Origin of the sequence: Microtetraspora sp. NBRC 16547 (genome assembly GCF_030268965.1) — a bacterium.
In the GTDB taxonomy this organism is placed as follows: domain Bacteria; phylum Actinomycetota; class Actinomycetes; order Streptosporangiales; family Streptosporangiaceae; genus Microtetraspora.
This window is the reverse complement of sequence record NZ_BSSE01000003.1, coordinates 88,736-107,265: the sequence shown is the minus strand read 5'-3', so window position 1 is coordinate 107,265 and position 18,530 is coordinate 88,736. Positions and strand designations below refer to the sequence as shown.

The following is an 18,530-nucleotide window of genomic DNA, read 5'->3' as shown; positions in this document are numbered from 1 at the left end:
CGGTGCGATGGTGATATTTCGTGCTCTCGGACCGTTCCAGGCGGAGTCCGCTGGTCAGATCCTCGACCTGGGCGGACAGCGGCAGCAGGCCGTGCTGGCCCGGCTGCTCGTCGCGGGCGGCCGTGCCGTACCCATGGGCGTACTCATCGACGAGCTGTGGCCGGGCGAGCCGCCCGCGCAGGCGCTCTCGACCATCCAGGGATACGTGTCGCGGCTGCGGCGCGCGTTGGAGCCGGACCGGGCTCCCCGTGAGCAGGCGGGGGTCCTCGTCTCGGCTCCTCCGGGGTACGCGCTGCGCGCCACCGTCGAGCAGGTGGACTCCTGGCGTTTCGAGGAGCTCGTCAAGAGCGACCACGGCGACGACCCGGCGCGCGCGCTGGAGCGGATGGAGACCGCGCTCGGCCTGTGGCGGGGGCCCGCGCTGGCCGAGTTCCTCGACCTGTCCTGGGCGGTGACCGAGGGGATACGGCTGGAGGAGCTGCGCCTGCTCGCCGTCGAGCGCCGCGGCGACGCCGCCGTGCGGCTCGGCAGGACCGGCGCGCTGATCCCCGACCTGGAGGCGCACGCGTCGGCGTACCCGCTCCGGGAGGAGGCCTGGCGGCTGCTCGCGCTCGCGCTCTACCGGGCGGGGCGGCAGGGGGACGCGCTCGGAGCCCTGCGCCGGGCGCGCGAGCTGCTCCGCGACGAGCTGGGCCTGGATCTGGGGCCCACGCTGCAGCGGCTTGAGCAGGACATCTTCGCGCAGGCCCCGCACCTGGACGCGCCCGCCACCCGCGCCGTGCACTCCGGAACCGCGTCGGCCTCCGGAACCGCGTCGCCGTCCGGGTCCGGGGCGGCGGCGGGACCGGGAGCCGCGCCGGGCACCGGACCGGCGGCGGAGCCGGGCCCGGTGACACGGCTCCGCGTCGTGATCGCCGACGACCAGGCGCTGGTGCGCACCGGACTGAAGGTGGTCCTGGAGTCCGAGCCCGGCCTGGAACTCGTGGGCGAGGCCGAGAACGGCGAGCAGGCGATCGCCGTCGTCCAGGCGGTGCGGCCGGACGTGGTCCTCATGGACATCCAGATGCCCCGCCTCGACGGCCTGGCCGCAGCGCGGCGGATCCTCGCGGGCGAGGCGCCGCCAAAGGTGATCATGATGACGACCTTCGGGACCGACGACAACCTGTACGCCGCGCTCCGCGCCGGGGTGAGCGGCTTCGTGCTCAAGACCTCGCCGCCCGAGCAGCTCGTCTCGGCGATCCGGGCCGCGGTCGCGGGGGACGCCCTGCTCGATCCCGCGGTCACCACGCACCTGATCGCCGCCTTCGCCGGGCGGCGCGACCCCGCGGCGCCCGCCGGCCTGTCGGACTCCGATCTCGACCTGGTCAAGCTGGTGGCGCGCGGTTTCACCAATCGGCAGATCGCCGTCACCCTGGCCGTGCCGGAGCGCGAGGTGGCCGACGAGGTGGCCGCGCTGCTCAAGCGGTTGGAGTTGCTGGACCGGGCGCAGCTCGTCGTCCTCGCGTACGAGAGCGGCCTGGTCAGCCCGGGCTCTCCCTGATCATCTACTTATCGTCGCTTTGACGACAAATGACGGCGGGTTCTACGCTGGGCCTGTGGCACAACTGCGTATCGCCCTGGCCCAGACCAACCCCGTCGTCGGCGACCTCAGTGGAAACGCCGACCGGCTCGTCGAGTGGACCCGCCGCGCCGCCGAGAGAGGCGCCCACCTTGTGGTCTTCACGGAGATGTTCCTCACCGGATACCCCGTGGAGGACCTGGTGCTCAGGTCCTCGTTCGTGGACGCCTCGATCGCGACGCTGGACGCGGTGGCGCGGCGGCTCGCCGACGAGGGACTCGGCGACCTCCCCGTCGTGACCGGCTACGTCGACCGGGCCAACCTCGAACCCCGCGTCGGCCAGCCCAAGGGCGCGCCCCTCGACGCGGTCGCCGTACTGCACGGCGGCCACGTCGTGACGCGGAGTGCCAAGCACCACCTGCCCAACTACGGCGTCTTCGACGAGTACCGCTATTTCGTGCGCGGTGACCGGCTGCCCGTCGTGCGGGTGCGCGGCGTCGACGTCGCCATCGCCGTCTGTGAGGACCTCTGGCAGGAAGGCGGTCCCGTCTCCGTGGTCGCGCGGGCCGGCGCCGGACTGCTCGTCGTGCCCAACGCCTCGCCGTACGAGGTGGAGAAGGACGACATCCGGCTGGAACTGGTCGGGAGGCGGGCACGGGAGGCGGGCTGCGCCCTCGCCTACGTCAACCAGGTGGGCGGGCAGGACGAGCTCGTCTTCGACGGCGACTCGATCGTCGTGGACGCCTCCGGCGAGCTGGTGGCGCGCGCGTCGCAGTTCAAGGAGGAGCTGCTCGTCACCGATCTCGACCTGCCGCTCGGCGTCGGCGAGCCCGGCGAGTTCCCGGTCGACGCCCAGGACGGGACGACCATCACCGTCGAGCGGGTGGAGATCGCGGGCGGTCCCGTCGCGCCGTACGCGGCCGAGCCGCCCGCCGTCGCGCCGCGGCTGGACGACCTCGCCGAGATCTACCACGCGCTCGTCCTCGGCGTGCGGGACTACGTGACCAAGAACGGCTTCCGCTCCGTCATCCTCGGCCTGTCCGGGGGCATCGACTCGGCCCTCGCCGCGACGATCGCGTCCGACGCCATCGGGCCGGAGCGGGTGAACGTGGTGCTGATGCCCTCGCGTTACTCCTCGGAGCACTCCGTCGGCGACGCGGAGGAGCTGGTGCGGCGGCAGGGCGTCACCGCGCGGACCGTCCCGATCGCCGACATCGTCGCGGCCTTCGAGAAGGAGATCGACCTGCACGGTCTCGCGGCCGAGAACCTCCAGGCCCGCGTGCGCGGAATGCTGCTGATGAGCCTCTCCAACGAGCACGGCCACCTGGTGCTGACCACTGGCAACAAGAGCGAGCTGGCCACCGGATACTCCACGCTCTACGGCGACTCGGCGGGCGGGTTCGCGCCCATCAAGGACGTGCCGAAGACCCTGGTCTGGAAGCTGTCGGAATGGCGCAACGCCCAGGGCGCCGACGAGTTCTTCCGGCTCCGCACCGCCGAGCCCCCGATCCCCGAGAACTCCATCACCAAGGAGCCCAGCGCCGAGCTGCGGCCCGACCAGCGCGACACCGACTCGCTCCCGCCGTACGACGTGCTCGACCGGCTGCTGGACGACTACGTGGAGAAGGACATGGGCGCCGAGGAGCTGGTCGCGGCCGGCCATGACACGGAGCTGGTGAGCCGGATCATCCGCCTGGTGGACCTCGCGGAGTACAAGCGGCGCCAGTATCCGCCGGGTCCGAAGATCACGCCGAAGAACTTCGGCCGTGATCGGCGGCTGCCGATCACGAACCGGTGGCGGGAGACCGCCCACTGACATCCGGGGCCGCCGACCGCCGGCCTTTGTCAGACACTCCCTAGCGGGGGCGGAAGCCGCGTAGGGCCTCGTCGACGATCCGCTCGGCGAGGTCGGCGGGCAGGTCGGCGGACCGGTGCGACCACTTGGTGTGCCACAACATGGCGCCACTCAGGATGGCCATCGCCATCTCGACGTCGAGGTCGGGGCGCAGCTCCCCGCGCTCGATGCCGCGCCGCAGCGCCTCCGCCATGACGGCGCGGCGCGGCTGGATGGCCAGCTCGTCGAACCGCGCGGCCAGGCGGGGGTGCCGCTCGGAGTCGCTCATCGCGATGTTCATGATGCAGCGGGTGCGGCTGTGCTGGGACTCGTCCCTTATGACCGTGAGGTAGGCGACCAGGTCGTCCCGGACGGAATCCCCTCGCATCGGCGGTATCGGCGGTTTCAGCGTCGCCAGGGCGTCGACGACGAGATCCTCCTTGTTGGACCACCGGCGATAGATCGTCGTCTTGCCGACGCCCGCCCTGGCCGCGATGCCCTCGATGGACAGCTCGGACACGGCGATGCCCTCGCCGATCAGTTCGAGGGTGGCCTCGATGATCGACTTCTCCGCCTTCTCACTGCGCGGGCGACCCGCGGCGCGAGCCGCCCCTTCCGCCGTCTGCCGCGTCATCATCGTGCGCTCACCGAAATCTCCGGAGAAAACCTGGCCCTTCGGGGCCCGGAGGGATCCAGGCCTCGCAAGCAGTGGCCCGGCAAAGCCGGGACAGTCTAGAGCGCGGAACGCTCATAACCTTCTCCTTTCGCTGACCGCCCGGGCAACGGACCAGTAACGTGCGAACATGCGTACGGCATACAAGGTGCGGGTCTACCCCACCTCCGAACAGGCCGCGGTGTTGAACCGCACCTTCGGCTGCGTACGCCTGGTCTGGAACAAGGCCCTCGCATGGCGGCACCGCCGCTATCACCTTGATGGCGACACGACGTCTTATGCGCAGACCGATCGGTACCTGACCGAGTTGAAGCGCGACGGCGGCCATGACTTCCTGTACGAGGTGTCCTCGGTGCCGTTGCAGCAGGCGCTGCGTCACCAGTACACAGCATTCCTGAACTTCTTCTCCGGGCGCGCGAAGTACCCACGGTTCAAGTCCCGGCATGGCCGCCAAAGTGCGACCTACACCCGATCGGCGTTCCGATGGAAGGACCGGAGGCTGCTCCTCGCGAAGATGGACGCTCCCGTGGAGTTCGTGTGGTCCTGGCCGGACATCGACCCCACCACGCTGAACCCGACCACGGTGACGATCTCGCGTGACCCTGACGGCCGCTGGTACGCCTCCCTCACCGTGGAGACCTCGGCCGATGCCGAGCCGCTGTCCCCCAATGGCAGCGCGGTCGGCGTCGACCTGGGCATCAGCGACTTCGCGGTCCTCTCTACAGGCGAGAAAATCGCCAACCCTCGCCACCTCGATCGCAAGGCCCACAACCTCGCCCGCTACCAGCGACGCATGGCCCGCAAACAACGGGACTCCAGCAACCGGGCCAAGGCGAAGGCGAAGGTCGCCCGCGCCCATACCAAAGTCGCCGATGCCCGCGCCGACTTTCTCCACACGACCAGCACCCGCCTTGTCCGCGACCACGACCTGATCGTGATCGAAGACCTCAATGTGTCCGGCATGGTTCGCAACCGTCGTCTGGCACGGGCGATCTCCGCCTGCGGCTGGGGGGAGTTCCGTCGTCAACTGGAGTACAAGACCGCCCGGTACGGCCGGCATCTGGTGGTGATCAACCGCTGGTACCCCTCTAGCAAGACATGCAGCGTGTGTGGGCATCTGCTCGCGGAGCTGTCCCTTTCGACCCGGCACTGGACGTGCCCGGGATGCGGCACCCGGCACGACCGGGATGTCAACGCCGCGAAGAACATCCTGGCCGCTGGTCAAGCGGTGTCGGCCTGTGGAGCTGATGTGAGTCATGCCGGGCCCCCCGGGGTGCGATCGGCTGCGAAACAGGAAGCCCAGCCTGTGAGGGCGGGAATCCCCCGCCTTTAATTAGGCGAGGGAGGAAGTCAAACTACCGCTGCTTCCCGATCCACCTCCGCCGACTCCTTCGGCGCGACGGCAGGCCTCCCGGGCATCCAGCGAGCCATCAGCAGGGCGCCGAGGAGCGCGACCGCGGCCGAGCCGAGGGCCGCCCAGTGGATGCCCGCGACGAACGCCTCGTTGGCCGCCTTCATCAGATCGACCCCCTGGGCGCCCAGGCGCTCGGCGACGCCGGCGGCGCCGGAGATCGACTCGGTCACGACGTGGCGGAGCTCCTCCGGAACCGCGGTGACCTTGCCCTCCATCCCGCTGCGGTAGCTCGCGGACAGGACCGCGCCGAGGATGGCGATGCCCAGCGTGCCGCCGACCTGCCGGACGACGTTGCTCATGGACGAGCCCACACCGGCCTTCTCCCGGGGCAGGGCGTTCATGATGGCGGTGGTCGCCGGGGGCATGATGTTGGCCATCGCCGCCCCCTGGACGAAGCCGAGGACCAGCAGGATCCAGATCGACGTGTCGACGCCGACGAGGGCGTAGGCCGCGAGGCAGGCGGCGATCACGGTCATCCCGATCGTGCCGACCACCTTGGCGCCGTACTTCTCGACCACCTTGGCGCTCCGCGGCGCGAAGATCAGCTGGGCCACAGCGAACGGCAGCACCAGCGCGCCCGACTGCAGCGGAGAGAAGCCCCGGACGATCTGCCAGTAGAAGGCCATGAAGAACATCACACCCATGGCCGCGAAGAAGACCAGGCCCACGCTCGCGATGGCGGTGGAGAACGCGGCGTTCCTGAAGTTGCGCACGTCGAAGGCCGGGTGGTCGATGCGCCGCTCGTACCAGAAGAACACGCCGAGGATGACGACACCGATCAGCGTCGGGACGATGACCGAGACGTCGGCGAAGGTGCCGAGGTCGCTGATCCGCACGATGCCGTAGACCAGGGCCACCAGACCGATAATCGACAGCAGCACGCCGACCGGGTCGAGCCCGGTCTTGCCCGGGTCCTTCGAGTCCGGCACCAGGGTGGCGATCAGCGTCAGGCCGATCAGCACGATCGGGATGTTGACCAGGAAGACCGAGCCCCACCAGAAGTGCTCAAGGAGCAGGCCTCCCGTGATCGGCCCGATGGCGACGGCGATGCCGACGCCGCCCGCCCAGATGCCGATCGCCTTGCCGCGCTCGCGGATGGGGAAGACGTTCGAAATGATCGCCAGCGTGGCCGGCATGATGGCCGCGCCGCCGAGCCCCATCAGCGCCCTGGCCATGATGAGCTGCATCGGATCCTGCGCGTACGCGCTGGCCAGCGACGAGAGACCGAAGATCGCCATGCCCACCAGGAGCATCTTCTTCCGGCCGTACCGGTCGCCGAGCACGCCGAAGGTGAACAGCAGGCCCGCGAAGACGAGCGTGTAGGAGTTCATCGCCCACTCCAGCTCGCTCTGGGTGGCCCCCAGACCGTGCACCGGGTCGGCGATGGTCTTGATCGCGACGTTGAGAATCGTGTTGTCGAGAACGACGGCCAACAGGCTGAACACCATCACGCCGAGGATCTGCCATCGGCGTGGGTGACCGGCATGCGCGTCCACAGGTCCCCCAGTAAAATTTCGATACGCATTAGTTTCGGAACGCTACCGTAGCGATAAGGGATTCGATACGCAACCGACCCGTTTCATAATGCGGACACCAAGCAACGGCAATGGACAACACAGCACGATGCCGCCCGGCCGCGCCGCGCTCGCGCCCAGTGACGGGTTGGCCCGGCTGCGGGTACGACAACGCCGCCCCCGCCCCCTGTGCCTTCTCGGAGGCGAACCGCGGACAGCCTCCCACCATTCCCGGAACGACCTCGGAACGCCCCGGGAACGCCCCCGGGACGGCCTCGGAACGTTCCTCGAACGACCTCGGAACGTCCCGGAAACGAACCCGGCGGATCAGCCCGTCAGAGCGACGCGGACACCGGCTCGGCGGCCGCAGGCCGCCTGGCGTCGCGCCAGAACGGGAAGGCGATCAGGACCAGCACCAGCCCGACCGCGCCCGCCGCGGCGAACGCCCAGCCGGGGCCGTGGGAGTCGACCACCGCTCCGGCCGCGGGACCGGCGCAGGCGCCGCCGATCAGCAGCGCCGTGCCGTGCAGGCCCATCGCCTCACCGCGCGCCCCCGCGGGAACCCGCCCGTTGACCGCCGCCACGGTGGCGGACATCGCGGGCGCGCACATCAGCCCGGCGGGGACCAGCGCCAGGCACAGCCACCACCAGCCGCCGCCGATGATCCCCACCGGCGCGGTGAACGCGCAGAGAACGCCGGTGAGCAGCAGCGGCGAGAACCCCCGGGGAAGCCCGCCGTACACGAATCCGCCGATCAGCGAGTATCCGCACCACAGCCCGAGCACCAGACCGGTCCACTGCGTGGCCGCCCCGGCCTTGAGCGTGGCGACGACCGACAACTCGGTCGTGGTGAGGACGAACGTGAGCGACGCCGCGACGCCGAGCAGCGTGAGCAGCCCGGGCCGCAGCCACTCCCGCCGCGGCACCGACTCCGGGATCTCCTCCCCCGGCGAGCTGGTCGGCGGGTTCAGCGCGTACAGCGCGACGCCGGTCCCCACGAGGCCGACCCCCACGGCGTACATCGTCACCGTGCTGGAGAAGCCGGTGGAGATGGCCACGGCCAGGGCCGGGCCCACCATGTACGACACCTCGACGGCCATCGAGTCCAAGGCGAACGCCGACTGGTGGCGCTCCGCGGGGACCATCGCGCCCAGGCACTGCCGCAGCGCGCCGAAAACCGGCTGGTTGAACAGTCCCGCGATGAGCGCGCCGGGGATCAGCGCCTCGTACGGAAGCCACGGCGCGGTGCACCAGAAAGCCAGTTGCACGGCGGTGGTCACCGCGAAGACCGGACGCAGGCCGTGCCGGTCGACGAACCGCCCCGCGAGCGGCGCGCCGATCGCGGCTCCCACCAGGTTGCCCGTGCCGACCAGTCCGGCTTGTAGGAATCCCATGCCGAGTCCGTTGACCACGTGCAGGGTGAGCGTGATGCCTATGCCCGTCATCGGGATCCTGGCGAGCATGCCGACCAGCAGCAACGCGCGGACTCCCGGCAGGGCGAGAACCCTCCGATAAGGTTCGAGTGCCATTTTGGTGCGTACCTCCGGGATGGCATTGTGCCGTGCCGCACCGACATGCTTTCCACCGGATTACGGCCTGTCCGTCGGGTGTTCTATTTGCGAGCCGCATGCGATGATCTGACTGTCCGGGGACGCCACAGGGGCGCCACGAGACCTGGAGGTAGCCATGTCCTCTGTTTCCGCTGCACCCACCGCGCTTTACGGCGGCACGTCGGGGCGCAGGGTGACCGTCCGCGACCTCGCCACGGCGAAGGAGCGCCACGAGAAGTGGCCGATGGTCACCGCGTACGACGCGATGACGGCGAGGGTGTTCGACGACGCGGGGATCCCTGTCATGCTGGTCGGCGACTCCGCCGCCATGGTCGTCTACGGGTACGACTCGACCCTCCCGGTCACGGTCGACGACCTCGTCCCGCTCACCGCCGCCGTGGTCCGCGGATCCAAGCGCGCGATGGTGGTCGCCGACCTGCCGTTCGCGTCCTACCAGGCGTCTCCGCAGCAGGCGTTGGAGACGGCCGCCCGCTTCATGAAGGAGGCCGGGGCACACGCCGTGAAGCTCGAGGGCGGCCACCGTGTGCTGCCCCAGGTCGAGATGCTCGTTTCGGCGGGCGTCCCGGTCATGGCCCACATCGGCCTGACCCCGCAGTCCGTGAACGTCCTCGGCGGATACCGCGTACAGGGGCGCGGCCAGTCGGGCGACGAGCTGATGGCCGACGCCAAGGCCCTTGAGCACGCCGGGGCGTTCGCCGTCGTGCTGGAGTGCGTTCCGGCCGACCTGGCGGAGCGGGTGACCGCGTCGCTCAGCATCCCCACCATCGGCATCGGGGCGGGAGCGGGCACCGACGCCCAGGTGCTCGTCTGGCAGGACCTCATGGGTCTCACTCCGCGCCCGGCCAAGTTCGTCAAGAAGTACTTCGACCTCGCGGGCGAGATGGACCGGGCGGTACGCGCCTACGCCGACGAGGTCGTGTCCGGCGTCTTCCCCGCGCCCGAGCACAGCTACCAGTGATCTCCTGGTCGGTCTCCCGGGCCGACCCTGTGCGCCGATCGTCCGCATGATCTCCCGGTCGTGTCCTCCGGGTGGATCTATCGGACCGATTGGCCGAGCCGATCTCCCCTCTTGATCTCCCATACGGATCCATGCGGATCTGGCGGCCCCGGTCGCACGTTCACGGTGGCCGGGGCCGTCGGGTCGAGGGTTCCGGCTGACCGGATCCCGAGTGAGCCGGGACGTGTCAGCCGAGCGCCTGCTCGAAGTCGGCCCACAGGTCCTCGGGATGCTCGATGCCGACGGAAACCCGGACCGTCCCCTCGCTGATACCGGCGGCGGCCAGCCCCTCCGCGTCGAGAGACCGGTGCGAGGTCGTCGCGGGGTGCAGGATCAGCGTCTCGACACCGCCGAGCGAGGGCGCGAGCAGCGCGAGCCGTACGGAGCTCATGAACGCCTCACCGGCCGCGCGGCCTCCGGTGAGGTCGAACGAGAACACGCCGCCGAAGTCCGGCAGCACCTTGGCGGCCACCTCGTACGAGGGATGCGACGGCAGGCCGGGCCAGTGGACCGCCGCCACGGCGGGATGCTCGGCGAGCCGGGTGGCGAGCAGCCGCGTGTTGGCGCAGTGGCGCTCCATGCGCAGCGGCAGCGTCTGGATCCCGCGCAGGGTCAACCAGGCCGCGAACGGGTCCGCCGTGGCCCCCAGCTCGATCGCGTACGACCAGACCTTGCGGTGGAGCTCGGCGGAGGCGAAGACGGCGATGCCACCCAAGACGTCGGTGTGGCCGGAGAGGTACTTCGTGGTGGAGTGCACCACCACGTCCGCCCCGTGCTCGATCGGCCGGCACAGGACGGGCGAGGCGAACGTGTTGTCCACGACGGTCAGCAGTCCCGCCTCGCGCGCAGCTGCCGCCATCCCGGGCAGGTCGGCGACCTGCGTCATCGGGTTGGCGATCGTCTCCAGGTAGAGCAGCTTCGTCTCGGGCCGCGCCGCCTCGCGCACCGCCGCCGGGTCCGCCTCGTGCACGTACGTCGCCTCGATACCGAACCGCGCGGTGAGATCGGCCAGCATGTGGGCGGTGCCGCCGTACAGCGGGCGCTGGGCGATCACGTGGTCGCCCGGGCTCAGCAGCGCGAGCAGCACCGAGTTGATGGCCCCCATGCCGGAGCCGGTGGCCACGGCCGCCTGGCCGCCCTCCAGCCCGGCGACGGCCTCCTCCAGCGCGCGCACGGTGGGGTTGGAGAGCCGCCCGTAGACGAAGGCGCCGTCCGGGCGCCCCATCCCGTCGGCGAAGACGGCCGGGTTGTCGAACGCGAACCCTGACGTCTGGTAGATGGGGACCGTGATCGGCGTGCTGCCGTTCAGTTCGGGTCGGGGCAGGTGGACGGCTCGCGTCTCCGGGCGCAGGGTCATGCCCACAAGGATTACCTGGTCGGGCCCGGATGTCAGATCTGGGGGCCGCTACACAACCATACAAAGCATCACAGATCGCAGCTCGCCCACCGGCCTCGAACGGCGTTACGCGCTGAGAGGATCATCGCTCCCGGCCCGCCGGCCCCGTGAATCCTGGTCGACGTGAATACCTTCGTGCTTGTCCACAGCCCCTCGGTCGGCCCGGCGACGTGGACCCCCGTGGCCGAGATCCTGCGCGCACGCGGCCACACCACTGTGGTGCCGTCGCTGGTCGACGTGACCTCCGGGCCGCCGCCGTACTGGCCGCGAGTGGTCGACGCCGTGACGGCCGCCGCGCCGCCGCACGGCCCGCTGGTCATCGTCGCGCACAGCAACGCCGGCATGTTCGTCCCGCTCATCGTGGAGGCACTGCGCGGCCAGGTCGGCGCATGCCTGTTCGTCGACGCCGCGCTGCCGCCGCGCACCGGGCCCGTCCCGATCGCGTCCCCTGAGATCGTCGGCTTTCTGCGGGACCTCGCCGACGAGACGGGCGTCCTGCCCCGGTGGACCGACTGGTGGCCGGAGGAGGTCGTCGCGACGCTCATCCCCGACGAGGAGACCCGGCGCACGGTCGTGGCCGAGCAGGCCCGCCTGCCGCTCGACTACTACCTGGCCAACATCCCGGTCCCCTCGCGCCTGGACCACGTCCGCGCCGCGTATCTCTGGTTCGACTCGCCGTACGCGGCGATGGCGAAGGAGGCGGGCGAGCGCGGCTGGCCGGTCGAACGCATCCCCGGCGGGCATCTGCACCAGCTCGTCGAGCCCGAGGCGGTCGCCTCCTGGCTGGTCAAGTCCGCGGACGGCTGACGTCAGGGACGCCCCCGCCGACGCCGGGCGTGTGAACGCCGCTCCACGCCCGGCGGACGTCTCAGACGTCGGTGACGCGGAACCCGGCGTGGGCCTTGTACCGGCGGTTGATCGCGATCAGGTTGGCCGTCAGCGCCTCCACCTGGCCCGCGTTGCGCAGCCGGCCGCCGTAGACGCCCCGCACGCCCGCGATACGCGACGCGAGCGCCTGCACGATGTCCGTCGCCTCCCTGTCGTCACCGAGCACGAGGACGTCCAGGCCGACCTCGTCCACCTCCGGGTCGAGCAGGATGACCGCGGACACATGGTGGAACGCCGCGACGACGCGGCTCTCCGTCAGGACGGCCGCCGCCTGCTGGGCCGCGCTGCCCTCCTCGACCGGCAGCGCGTACGGGCCCTGCTTGTCGAAGCCGAGCGGGTTCACACAGTCGATGACGATCTTCCCGGCGAGCTCGCCGCGCAGCGACTCCAGGGTGGCCTTGTGCCCGTCCCACGGCACGGCCACGATCACGATGTCCGCCTCGGCGGCGACGACGGCGTTCTCGGCGCCGCGTACGCCGATGCTCTCGGCGGCCTCCCGAGCACGCTCGGCACTGCGGGAACCGATCAGTACGGTGTGCCCCGCCAGGGCGAACCTGCGGGCCAGGCCCTTGCCCTGGTCCCCGGTTCCTCCGAGGATCCCGATGGAGAGGCCGGAAACGTCCGGGGAGTCATTCAGATCAGCCATAGGCCGCATCATGCCAGGGCGCTTCCGGCCCACCGCTCGCAGGGGCGGCGCGGCAGGACCGGTGCGAGCTACGCGAGCACCTCGCACAGCCCGCACCGTTCGCACGATGTTCCATGCATGTCCCGTGCATGTCCCGTGCATGGACGTGCATGTCATGTGTTCATCGAGTCGTGCCACGGCGACCATTTGAGGTTCGCCGCAGAACTCGACGTCGAGAACGTGATTCACGGGACCGCGCCCGGTCCTGTCAGGCACCATGGGCCCCATGGATGCTGACTCGGTGAGCCTCCTCCGCGAGGTACTCGCCTCGACCGGCTGGCTGGAGCGCACCCGGGAGCTGGGGCTGGCCCTGCGCACGACCCGGTCCCCCGGAGGCCTGCTCCTCGTGGGAACGCCCGACGACGAGCCATGGCATCTGACCGCCCATCTGGCCGACGAGGCGCGGCTGTCCGGCCTCTCGCAGCTCTCCCCGACGCTGCTGCGCTGGTCACCTCCGGCGAACGCGCCCGCTCACCTGAGTGTCGGCCTGGACCGGCTGCGCGAGGCGCGTCACGGTGAGACGCTCTTCGTGGTCTCGGAGGAAGAGGCACCCGTTCCGCTGCTGGAGCACGTGGACGACGCGCGCCGGACCGGCGCCACGATCCTCGCCCTCGACGGCGGCGATCCGAACCTGGAGTCGCTGGCTCATGACTCGCTCGCCGTACCGCGTCTGGACGGCCCGCTCAGTTTCGACGGCGCCCAGCATCTGGTGAGCAGCGCGGCGGGCGACATCCGGCGAATCGGCCTGCGGGAGCGCCTCGCCCGCCTGATGGACCGGGTCAGCGGGCCGCACGTCCCCGACTGACACCCGCTCCGCCCGGTCCCCGGCTCCATTCCCCACGGCCAGATACACGGCCTGACACAGGGACTGGCACAGGGACTGACACAGGGACTGACGCGGTGCGAGCGGGTCGTTACGGCCGGGTCGTGTCGTGGTCGTGGTCGGTGTCGAAGGTGAGGTCGTAGCCGTCACCGATGACCCGCCAGCCGCGCAGCACGTGGCTGTGCGGTACGGCGGTGAACCAACGGACACCGTCCTCGGCGGCGGCCCGGCCGAGCCCGGTGCCGCGCGCGTCGATCACGGCGCGGTCGGCGTGGCGGGCGGCGCGGCTGAGCGCCATCGTCACCGCCACGCTGGTGTCCCCTTCGGCGAGTACGACGAAGTCGGTGGGCCGCCCGTCGACGAGGGCGTCGGCGCGGCTGGCCCGGGGCCGGTGACCGGTTCGCCGCTCGTCCGTGGGGGCCACGGCGACGACCGTGTGTCCTTCGGCGGCCAGCAGCGCCGCCACGCGGCGCTCCGCGCCCGACAGGCGGCGCGCGCGTTCGTCCACGCCGCTCAGGGCACCGGGCTCACTGAGCTCCATGTACCACCTCCCGCACCAGGCCAGCTTCGCAGGCCACTTGCGGGAATGTCCCCCAATTTCAGGTCAAAGCGTCAGTCGTCCCATTCCTCATCCTGCGTCTGCCACACCTCGTTCCGCTCGGAGGCCGTCTCCAGGGCCCTCGACGCCTCCACCTCCGAGGCGTACGGACCCATTCGGTCCTTGTTGGGGCAGCCCTTTTCCGGCTCGACGCGCATGTGCTTCAGGCAGAACCACCATTGATCGCTCACGGGATTAATCCTCCCCCTCGGGACCGCATCTAGACTTGGCGGCATGACAACACTCCTCCGGCCAGGGCGAGTGTCGCCCATGCGTAAGGTCCCCGCCCACATCGAACGCCCGGAGTACGTGGGGAAGGCCGCCCCGAAGAAGGGCACCACCGACATCCAGACTCCGGAGACGATCGAGAAGATGCGGGTCGCGGGCCGGATCGCCGCCCAGGCCCTGGAGGAGGTCGGCAAGCACGTCGCCCCCGGCGTCACCACCGACGAGCTCGACCGGATCGGGCACGAGTTCCTTCTCGACCACAACGCCTACCCCTCGACCCTGGGCTACCGCGGCTATCCCAAGTCGCTGTGCACCTCGATCAACGAGGTGATCTGCCACGGCATCCCCGACGACACCGTGCTGAACGACGGCGACATCGTCAACGTCGACATCACCGCGTACATCGGGGGCGTGCACGGGGACACCGACGCCACCTTCCTCGTCGGCGACGTGGACGAGGAGTCCCGGCTGCTGGTCGAGCGCACCCGCGAGGCGACCATGCGCGCGATCAAGGCGGTCGCGCCCGGACGCCAGCTCAACGTGGTCGGCCGCGTGATCGAGGCCTACGCGAAACGTTTCGGCTACGGCGTCGTCCGCGACTTCACCGGCCACGGCATCAGCACGTCGTTCCACTCGGGGCTGATCGTCCCCCATTACGACGACCCATCGCTCGCGGTCACCCTCGTGCCCGGCATGACGTTCACGATCGAGCCGATGCTCACGCTGGGGACCATCGACTACGACATCTGGCCGGACAACTGGACCGCCGTGACCAAGGACCGCAAGCGGACCGCCCAGTTCGAGCACACCATCCTGGTCACCGACTCGGGCCGCGAGATCCTCACGCTTCCCTGAGCCGAACCCTCGCCCGGGTCCCCCAGACCGGGTCATAGAGCCAGGTCCTTTGTGCCGGACCCCTTGAGCCCGGTCATTGAGCCAGGCCCTTGAGCCCGGTCAGCTGGAGCGGATCACCCCGGTGACGGTCGTCCCGCCACCGGGGACGCTGTTGATCGTCAATGTGCCGCCGGCCTCGGCGAAGTGCGCGCGCATGGCGGTCAGGCCCCGCGCCGTGTTCGGTGCCGCCTCGTCCACGGCGAACCCGGCGCCGTCGTCGCTCACGGTCATCCGCAGGCCCGCCTTGCCGGTGGTGACGGCGACGGAGACCTGCCCGGCGTGGCTGTGCCGCTCGACGTTCTCCAGGGCCTCGATGACGGTGGCGTACACCGCCTGGGCGACACGCCGCGGCACGGCCTTGCCCGGTAGCGCCCAGATCTCGACGGCGATGCCCGAGCGCTCGGACCACTCCGCGAGGTAGTCCTCCAGAGCCGACACCAGATCGCCGTTCGACCGGATCCGCAGTTCTTCCGCCAACCCGTCCCTCCTCAATCGCCGCGCCGCCTTCCTCGACGGACAGGCGACGCGGACGCCAGCGGCACGAGCTCTGGACAGGCTTACCGAGCACATGACTCCGCCCGGATTCACCGGGCGTCTCACCCGTGGTTATGCCCGTTCTTCGAGCAGGTCACGCGCGTCCAGCCTACGCGCGGGCGGCCTCACAGGACGTGTCACCGCACAACTCGAGAGGCGACTCGCCGGGCCGGCGCGGACGACCGGCCGGTGAGGAGCTCACTGGGCGGTGTCGCGCTTGTGCAGCTTGGCGAGGTACTCGTTGTAGGCGTCCATCTCGACGTCGCCGGTGCCGCCCACCTTCGCCGCGCGCGCCTCGGCCCGGCGGTCGGCGCGGCGGGCCACCCGGTCGTCGGCCCGCCACCACTGGATCGCCAGCGCGATGAGCACGATCAGGGTCGGGATCTCACCGAAGCCCCAGGCGATCGCCCCGCCGGTCTGCTGGTCGGCCACCAATGACGCGCCCCAGGTGCGGCCGAGCTGGCCGTACCACTCGGGGGCGAGGACGCTGCCCATGCTCATCAGCGCGATCCCGAAGAACGCGTGGAACGGCATGGTGACGAACAGCAGCAGCAGCCGCCCGACGTGGGGCAGCCGGTGCGGACCGGGGTCCACCCCGATGATCACCCAGAAGAACAGGCAGCCGCTGACCAGGAAGTGCACGGTCATCGCGATGTGCCCGATGTGCTCCTGCATCGCCGAGGCGAACAGCGAGGTGAAGTACAGCGCGTACGTCGACACGACGAAGATCGCCGTCGCGATGGCCGGGTGGGCGACGAACTTGACGTACCGGCTGTGCAGGATCACGGTGACCCACTCGCGCGGACCGCGGTCGCCGCGCCGTACGGCGGGCTTGAGCGCGCGCAGCGCGAGCGTCACAGGTGCGCCGAGCACCAGCAGGATCGGCACCAGCATGTTGAGCACCATGTGCTGGGCCATGTGGACGCTGAACAGCACCGGTGAGTACTTCGCGATCCCGCTCTGGGTGACCAGGACCAGGATGAGGACGCCGATGAACCAGGACGCGGTGCGGCCGACCGACCACTTGTCGCCCCGGCGGGCCAGCCGTACGACACCGGCCGCGTAGAGGCCGGCGAGCACGGCGGCGAGCACGGCGAAGAACAGGTCGAACCACCACAGGGTCAGCAGGTTTTCCAGCGAGACCGGCGGCGGCACGAGGTAGCCGAGCAGTTCGTAGGCGCGGTCGATCGGCCCCTTGATCACCGGCGGCGCGGTGCGCGCGAGCGCGACGGCGAGACCGACCGTCGCGGCCATGAGCAGGACCTCGCCGAGCGCCAGCCGCAGGAACGCCCCCGACTTGCCGGCGGCCAGCGACGGCACGGTGCGGCCGCGGTGCCGCCAGCCGATCACGCCGAGAGCGGCGAACGCCACCGTCTTGGCCACCAGCAGCAGGCCGTACGAGGTGGTGAACAGCTCCTCGACGGAGGCCAGGCGGGCGAAGACGCTCGCCAGGCCGGAGAGGCCGACCCCGATGAAGCACCACAGCGCCATCCGGGAGAACCGCGCGGCGGCGACGTCGAGCCGGGCGCCGTCGCGGTAGGCGTGCAGGCACAGCACGCCGAGGCCGCCCACCCACAGCGCCAGGAAGAGCACGTGGAAGGCCACCGAGGTGGTCGCGAGCCCGTGGTTGGGCGACGAGGAGGAGTGCCCGGTCAGCGCCGGCGGCAGCAGCGTGGCCATCGCGAACAGCAGCAGCCCGGCCGCCGAGCCGACGGTGATCGCGCCCCGCGCGAACAGCGCGATGGCGACCGCGAAGAGCACGACCAGGGTGAACGCGATGCCCTGCGGGACCTGGCTGGCGTAGCTGGTCAGCTCGTTGCCGCCGAGGACGTCTCCGACCGGCATGCCGAGCGTCTCCGACAGGCTGAAGACGAGGGTCGACGCCCCCGCGACCGCCCAGACGCACGCCGACCACGAGGCGGCCTTGACGTACTCCTGGGCGGGCTTGCCGAGCAGTCCCTTGTCGCTGGGCAGGAACGCGGCGCTCATCACCAGCAGGCCGACGGTGACGAGGCCGGCGCCGTCCATGGCGAGCTTGGACAGCGGGAGCATCCACCGAGTGAACGTGCCCTCGTCGGGGAGCCCGGGGATGATCCGCGGGGTGGCCGCGCCTCCGGCCACCATCCCGATCACCAGTGCGACGGCCGCCGCGCAGATCGCGGCGACCGCCAGACGCGCGGCGCGGCTCATGGCTTCTTCCGCATGCTGATGGCCATCCCGATGCCGATGCCGGCCACGCCGAAGACCGCGATCCACACCCAGGCGGGTACCCGGCCGCCGTCGTCCTGCGCCTGATCGTCCGCGGACTCGTCCCCGACCCGCGTGAACGTCGGCTCGGGGGTCGCCTCGGCGGTCCCCGTGACGGTGGGTTCGACGCCGGGAGTGGCGGGCGACTCGGTGGGCGACTCAGTGGGCGACGTGGTGGGCGTCACAGAGGCGTCCGGGGTGGCGGACGCCGCCGCGGAGCCGGTCACCGTGAACGGGATCTCCCCCTCGATGGGATGGCCGTCGGTGGAGACCACCCGCCAGGCGACGCTGTACTTCCCGGCGGGCAGCGAGTCGGCGACGGCCTGGGTCACCTTGGGCCCGTCGACGGCGGGGTCGCCGGACTCGTATCGCTTGCCGTCGGGGCCGCGTACCAGCACGACAGGGAAGCGGACCGACTCGGAGAAGACCAGGCTCACCTTCGTGAGTCCGTCGACCCGGGCGTTCGCCTTGGGGTCGCTGCTCCTGAGCGAGGTGTGAGCCAGCGCGGGCGTGGCGAGAGCCGTACCGAGCAGGAGAGCCGCGACGAACGCGATCATGGCGGTAAGCGGGGATTTTCTCATGGCAGCAACAAGGCTACCGACGCGTGGGTCCGGTCCCTACCCCGCGTCACCCACGGAGACGGGACACTTGCGTAACGCATGTCTCGGGTGTCTCC

17 protein-coding genes are annotated in these 18,530 nt (G+C 70.6%); 7 read left to right on the top strand and 10 right to left on the bottom strand.

The window, feature by feature from the left end:
* Positions 1 to 7 precede the first annotated feature (7 nt).
* Positions 8 to 1,540, top strand: coding sequence for a BTAD domain-containing putative transcriptional regulator (locus tag QSK17_RS36080; protein WP_352231770.1), 1,533 nt, complete (start codon positions 8 to 10; stop codon positions 1,538 to 1,540).
* A gap of 55 nt (positions 1,541 to 1,595) precedes the next feature.
* Positions 1,596 to 3,374, top strand: a complete 1,779-nt coding sequence (locus QSK17_RS05795; protein WP_285703379.1) for an NAD+ synthase — start codon at positions 1,596 to 1,598, stop codon at positions 3,372 to 3,374.
* Between the two features lie 40 nt (positions 3,375 to 3,414).
* Here the strand turns inward: QSK17_RS05795 and QSK17_RS05790 are convergent, their stop codons facing one another.
* On the bottom strand, positions 3,415 to 4,029 hold the full coding sequence (locus tag QSK17_RS05790; protein ID WP_285703378.1) for a TetR/AcrR family transcriptional regulator: 615 nt from the start codon (positions 4,027 to 4,029) through the stop codon (positions 3,415 to 3,417).
* A gap of 166 nt (positions 4,030 to 4,195) precedes the next feature.
* Here QSK17_RS05790 and QSK17_RS05785 point away from each other — a divergent pair, with 166 nt between their 5' ends.
* Positions 4,196 to 5,398 (top strand): RNA-guided endonuclease InsQ/TnpB family protein, encoded by a 1,203-nt coding sequence (locus tag QSK17_RS05785; RefSeq protein ID WP_285703376.1) that lies wholly within the window; start codon positions 4,196 to 4,198, stop codon positions 5,396 to 5,398.
* A 17-nt stretch (positions 5,399 to 5,415) separates the two neighbouring features.
* Here QSK17_RS05785 and QSK17_RS05780 read toward each other — a convergent pair whose 3' ends face one another.
* Complete coding sequence (locus tag QSK17_RS05780) at positions 5,416 to 6,927, bottom strand: MFS transporter (protein WP_285703373.1); 1,512 nt, start codon at positions 6,925 to 6,927, stop codon at positions 5,416 to 5,418.
* A 401-nt stretch (positions 6,928 to 7,328) separates the two neighbouring features.
* Positions 7,329 to 8,522: an MFS transporter gene (locus QSK17_RS05775; protein ID WP_285703372.1), complete on the bottom strand. Its 1,194-nt coding sequence runs from the start codon at positions 8,520 to 8,522 to the stop codon at positions 7,329 to 7,331.
* 157 nt (positions 8,523 to 8,679) lie between these two features.
* Here QSK17_RS05775 and panB point away from each other — a divergent pair, with 157 nt between their 5' ends.
* Positions 8,680 to 9,522 carry a 3-methyl-2-oxobutanoate hydroxymethyltransferase gene (gene panB / locus QSK17_RS05770; protein ID WP_285703371.1) on the top strand — a complete coding sequence of 281 codons (843 nt, stop codon included), beginning with the start codon at positions 8,680 to 8,682 and terminating at the stop codon, positions 9,520 to 9,522.
* A gap of 226 nt (positions 9,523 to 9,748) precedes the next feature.
* On the opposite strand, the gene QSK17_RS05765 is transcribed toward panB, so the two are convergent.
* A complete protein-coding gene (locus QSK17_RS05765) occupies positions 9,749 to 10,918 on the bottom strand; it encodes a trans-sulfuration enzyme family protein (protein ID WP_285703369.1) in 1,170 nt (389 codons plus the stop codon).
* A 162-nt stretch (positions 10,919 to 11,080) separates the two neighbouring features.
* Here QSK17_RS05765 and QSK17_RS05760 point away from each other — a divergent pair, with 162 nt between their 5' ends.
* Positions 11,081 to 11,764, top strand: a complete 684-nt coding sequence (locus QSK17_RS05760; RefSeq protein ID WP_285703368.1) for an alpha/beta fold hydrolase — start codon at positions 11,081 to 11,083, stop codon at positions 11,762 to 11,764.
* Positions 11,765 to 11,825: 61 nt separating this feature from the next.
* On the opposite strand, the gene npdG is transcribed toward QSK17_RS05760, so the two are convergent.
* Positions 11,826 to 12,491: an NADPH-dependent F420 reductase gene (gene npdG, locus QSK17_RS05755; protein ID WP_285703367.1), complete on the bottom strand. Its 666-nt coding sequence runs from the start codon at positions 12,489 to 12,491 to the stop codon at positions 11,826 to 11,828.
* A gap of 265 nt (positions 12,492 to 12,756) precedes the next feature.
* On the opposite strand from npdG, the gene QSK17_RS05750 reads away from it, so the two are divergent.
* Positions 12,757 to 13,335, top strand: coding sequence for a hypothetical protein (locus tag QSK17_RS05750; RefSeq protein ID WP_285703366.1), 579 nt, complete (start codon positions 12,757 to 12,759; stop codon positions 13,333 to 13,335).
* Positions 13,336 to 13,444: 109 nt separating this feature from the next.
* Here the strand turns inward: QSK17_RS05750 and QSK17_RS05745 are convergent, their stop codons facing one another.
* Both QSK17_RS05745 and QSK17_RS05740 read right to left on the bottom strand, forming a co-directional pair.
* Positions 13,445 to 13,894: a hypothetical protein gene (locus tag QSK17_RS05745; RefSeq protein WP_285703365.1), complete on the bottom strand. Its 450-nt coding sequence runs from the start codon at positions 13,892 to 13,894 to the stop codon at positions 13,445 to 13,447.
* A gap of 71 nt (positions 13,895 to 13,965) precedes the next feature.
* A complete protein-coding gene (locus QSK17_RS05740; RefSeq protein WP_285703364.1) occupies positions 13,966 to 14,142 on the bottom strand; it encodes a hypothetical protein in 177 nt (58 codons plus the stop codon).
* A gap of 43 nt (positions 14,143 to 14,185) precedes the next feature.
* Here QSK17_RS05740 and map point away from each other — a divergent pair, with 43 nt between their 5' ends.
* On the top strand, positions 14,186 to 15,034 hold the full coding sequence (gene map / locus QSK17_RS05735; RefSeq protein ID WP_285703363.1) for a type I methionyl aminopeptidase: 849 nt from the start codon (positions 14,186 to 14,188) through the stop codon (positions 15,032 to 15,034).
* Positions 15,035 to 15,133: 99 nt separating this feature from the next.
* Here the strand turns inward: map and QSK17_RS05730 are convergent, their stop codons facing one another.
* The 3 genes from QSK17_RS05730 to QSK17_RS05720 form a co-directional block, all read right to left on the bottom strand.
* The gene (locus QSK17_RS05730; protein ID WP_285703361.1) at positions 15,134 to 15,550 is read right to left on the bottom strand and encodes a sensor histidine kinase; all 417 of its coding nucleotides are present in this window, start codon (positions 15,548 to 15,550) and stop codon (positions 15,134 to 15,136) included.
* A gap of 255 nt (positions 15,551 to 15,805) precedes the next feature.
* Positions 15,806 to 17,797, bottom strand: a complete 1,992-nt coding sequence (locus QSK17_RS05725; protein ID WP_285703359.1) for a bifunctional copper resistance protein CopD/cytochrome c oxidase assembly protein — start codon at positions 17,795 to 17,797, stop codon at positions 15,806 to 15,808.
* On the bottom strand, positions 17,794 to 18,435 hold the full coding sequence (locus QSK17_RS05720; protein WP_285703358.1) for a copper resistance CopC family protein: 642 nt from the start codon (positions 18,433 to 18,435) through the stop codon (positions 17,794 to 17,796). Before QSK17_RS05720 ends, QSK17_RS05725 begins: the two co-directional genes overlap by 4 nt.
* Positions 18,436 to 18,530 lie beyond the last annotated feature (95 nt).

Coding starts and splice junctions, on each gene's coding strand:
- QSK17_RS05785 (WP_285703376.1), top strand. CDS start 4,196: ATGCGTACGGCATACAAGGTGCGGGTCTACCCCACCTCCGAACAGGCC.
- panB (WP_285703371.1), top strand. CDS start 8,680: ATGTCCTCTGTTTCCGCTGCACCCACCGCGCTTTACGGCGGCACGTCG.
- QSK17_RS05765 (WP_285703369.1), bottom strand. CDS start 10,918: ATGACCCTGCGCCCGGAGACGCGAGCCGTCCACCTGCCCCGACCCGAA.
- map (WP_285703363.1), top strand. CDS start 14,186: ATGACAACACTCCTCCGGCCAGGGCGAGTGTCGCCCATGCGTAAGGTC.
- QSK17_RS05780 (WP_285703373.1), bottom strand. CDS start 6,927: ATGGTGTTCAGCCTGTTGGCCGTCGTTCTCGACAACACGATTCTCAAC.
- QSK17_RS05725 (WP_285703359.1), bottom strand. CDS start 17,797: ATGAGCCGCGCCGCGCGTCTGGCGGTCGCCGCGATCTGCGCGGCGGCC.
- QSK17_RS05790 (WP_285703378.1), bottom strand. CDS start 4,029: ATGATGACGCGGCAGACGGCGGAAGGGGCGGCTCGCGCCGCGGGTCGC.
- QSK17_RS05745 (WP_285703365.1), bottom strand. CDS start 13,894: ATGGAGCTCAGTGAGCCCGGTGCCCTGAGCGGCGTGGACGAACGCGCG.
- npdG (WP_285703367.1), bottom strand. CDS start 12,491: ATGGCTGATCTGAATGACTCCCCGGACGTTTCCGGCCTCTCCATCGGG.
- QSK17_RS05775 (WP_285703372.1), bottom strand. CDS start 8,522: ATGGCACTCGAACCTTATCGGAGGGTTCTCGCCCTGCCGGGAGTCCGC.
- QSK17_RS05720 (WP_285703358.1), bottom strand. CDS start 18,435: ATGAGAAAATCCCCGCTTACCGCCATGATCGCGTTCGTCGCGGCTCTC.
- QSK17_RS36080 (WP_352231770.1), top strand. CDS start 8: ATGGTGATATTTCGTGCTCTCGGACCGTTCCAGGCGGAGTCCGCTGGT.
- QSK17_RS05750 (WP_285703366.1), top strand. CDS start 12,757: ATGGATGCTGACTCGGTGAGCCTCCTCCGCGAGGTACTCGCCTCGACC.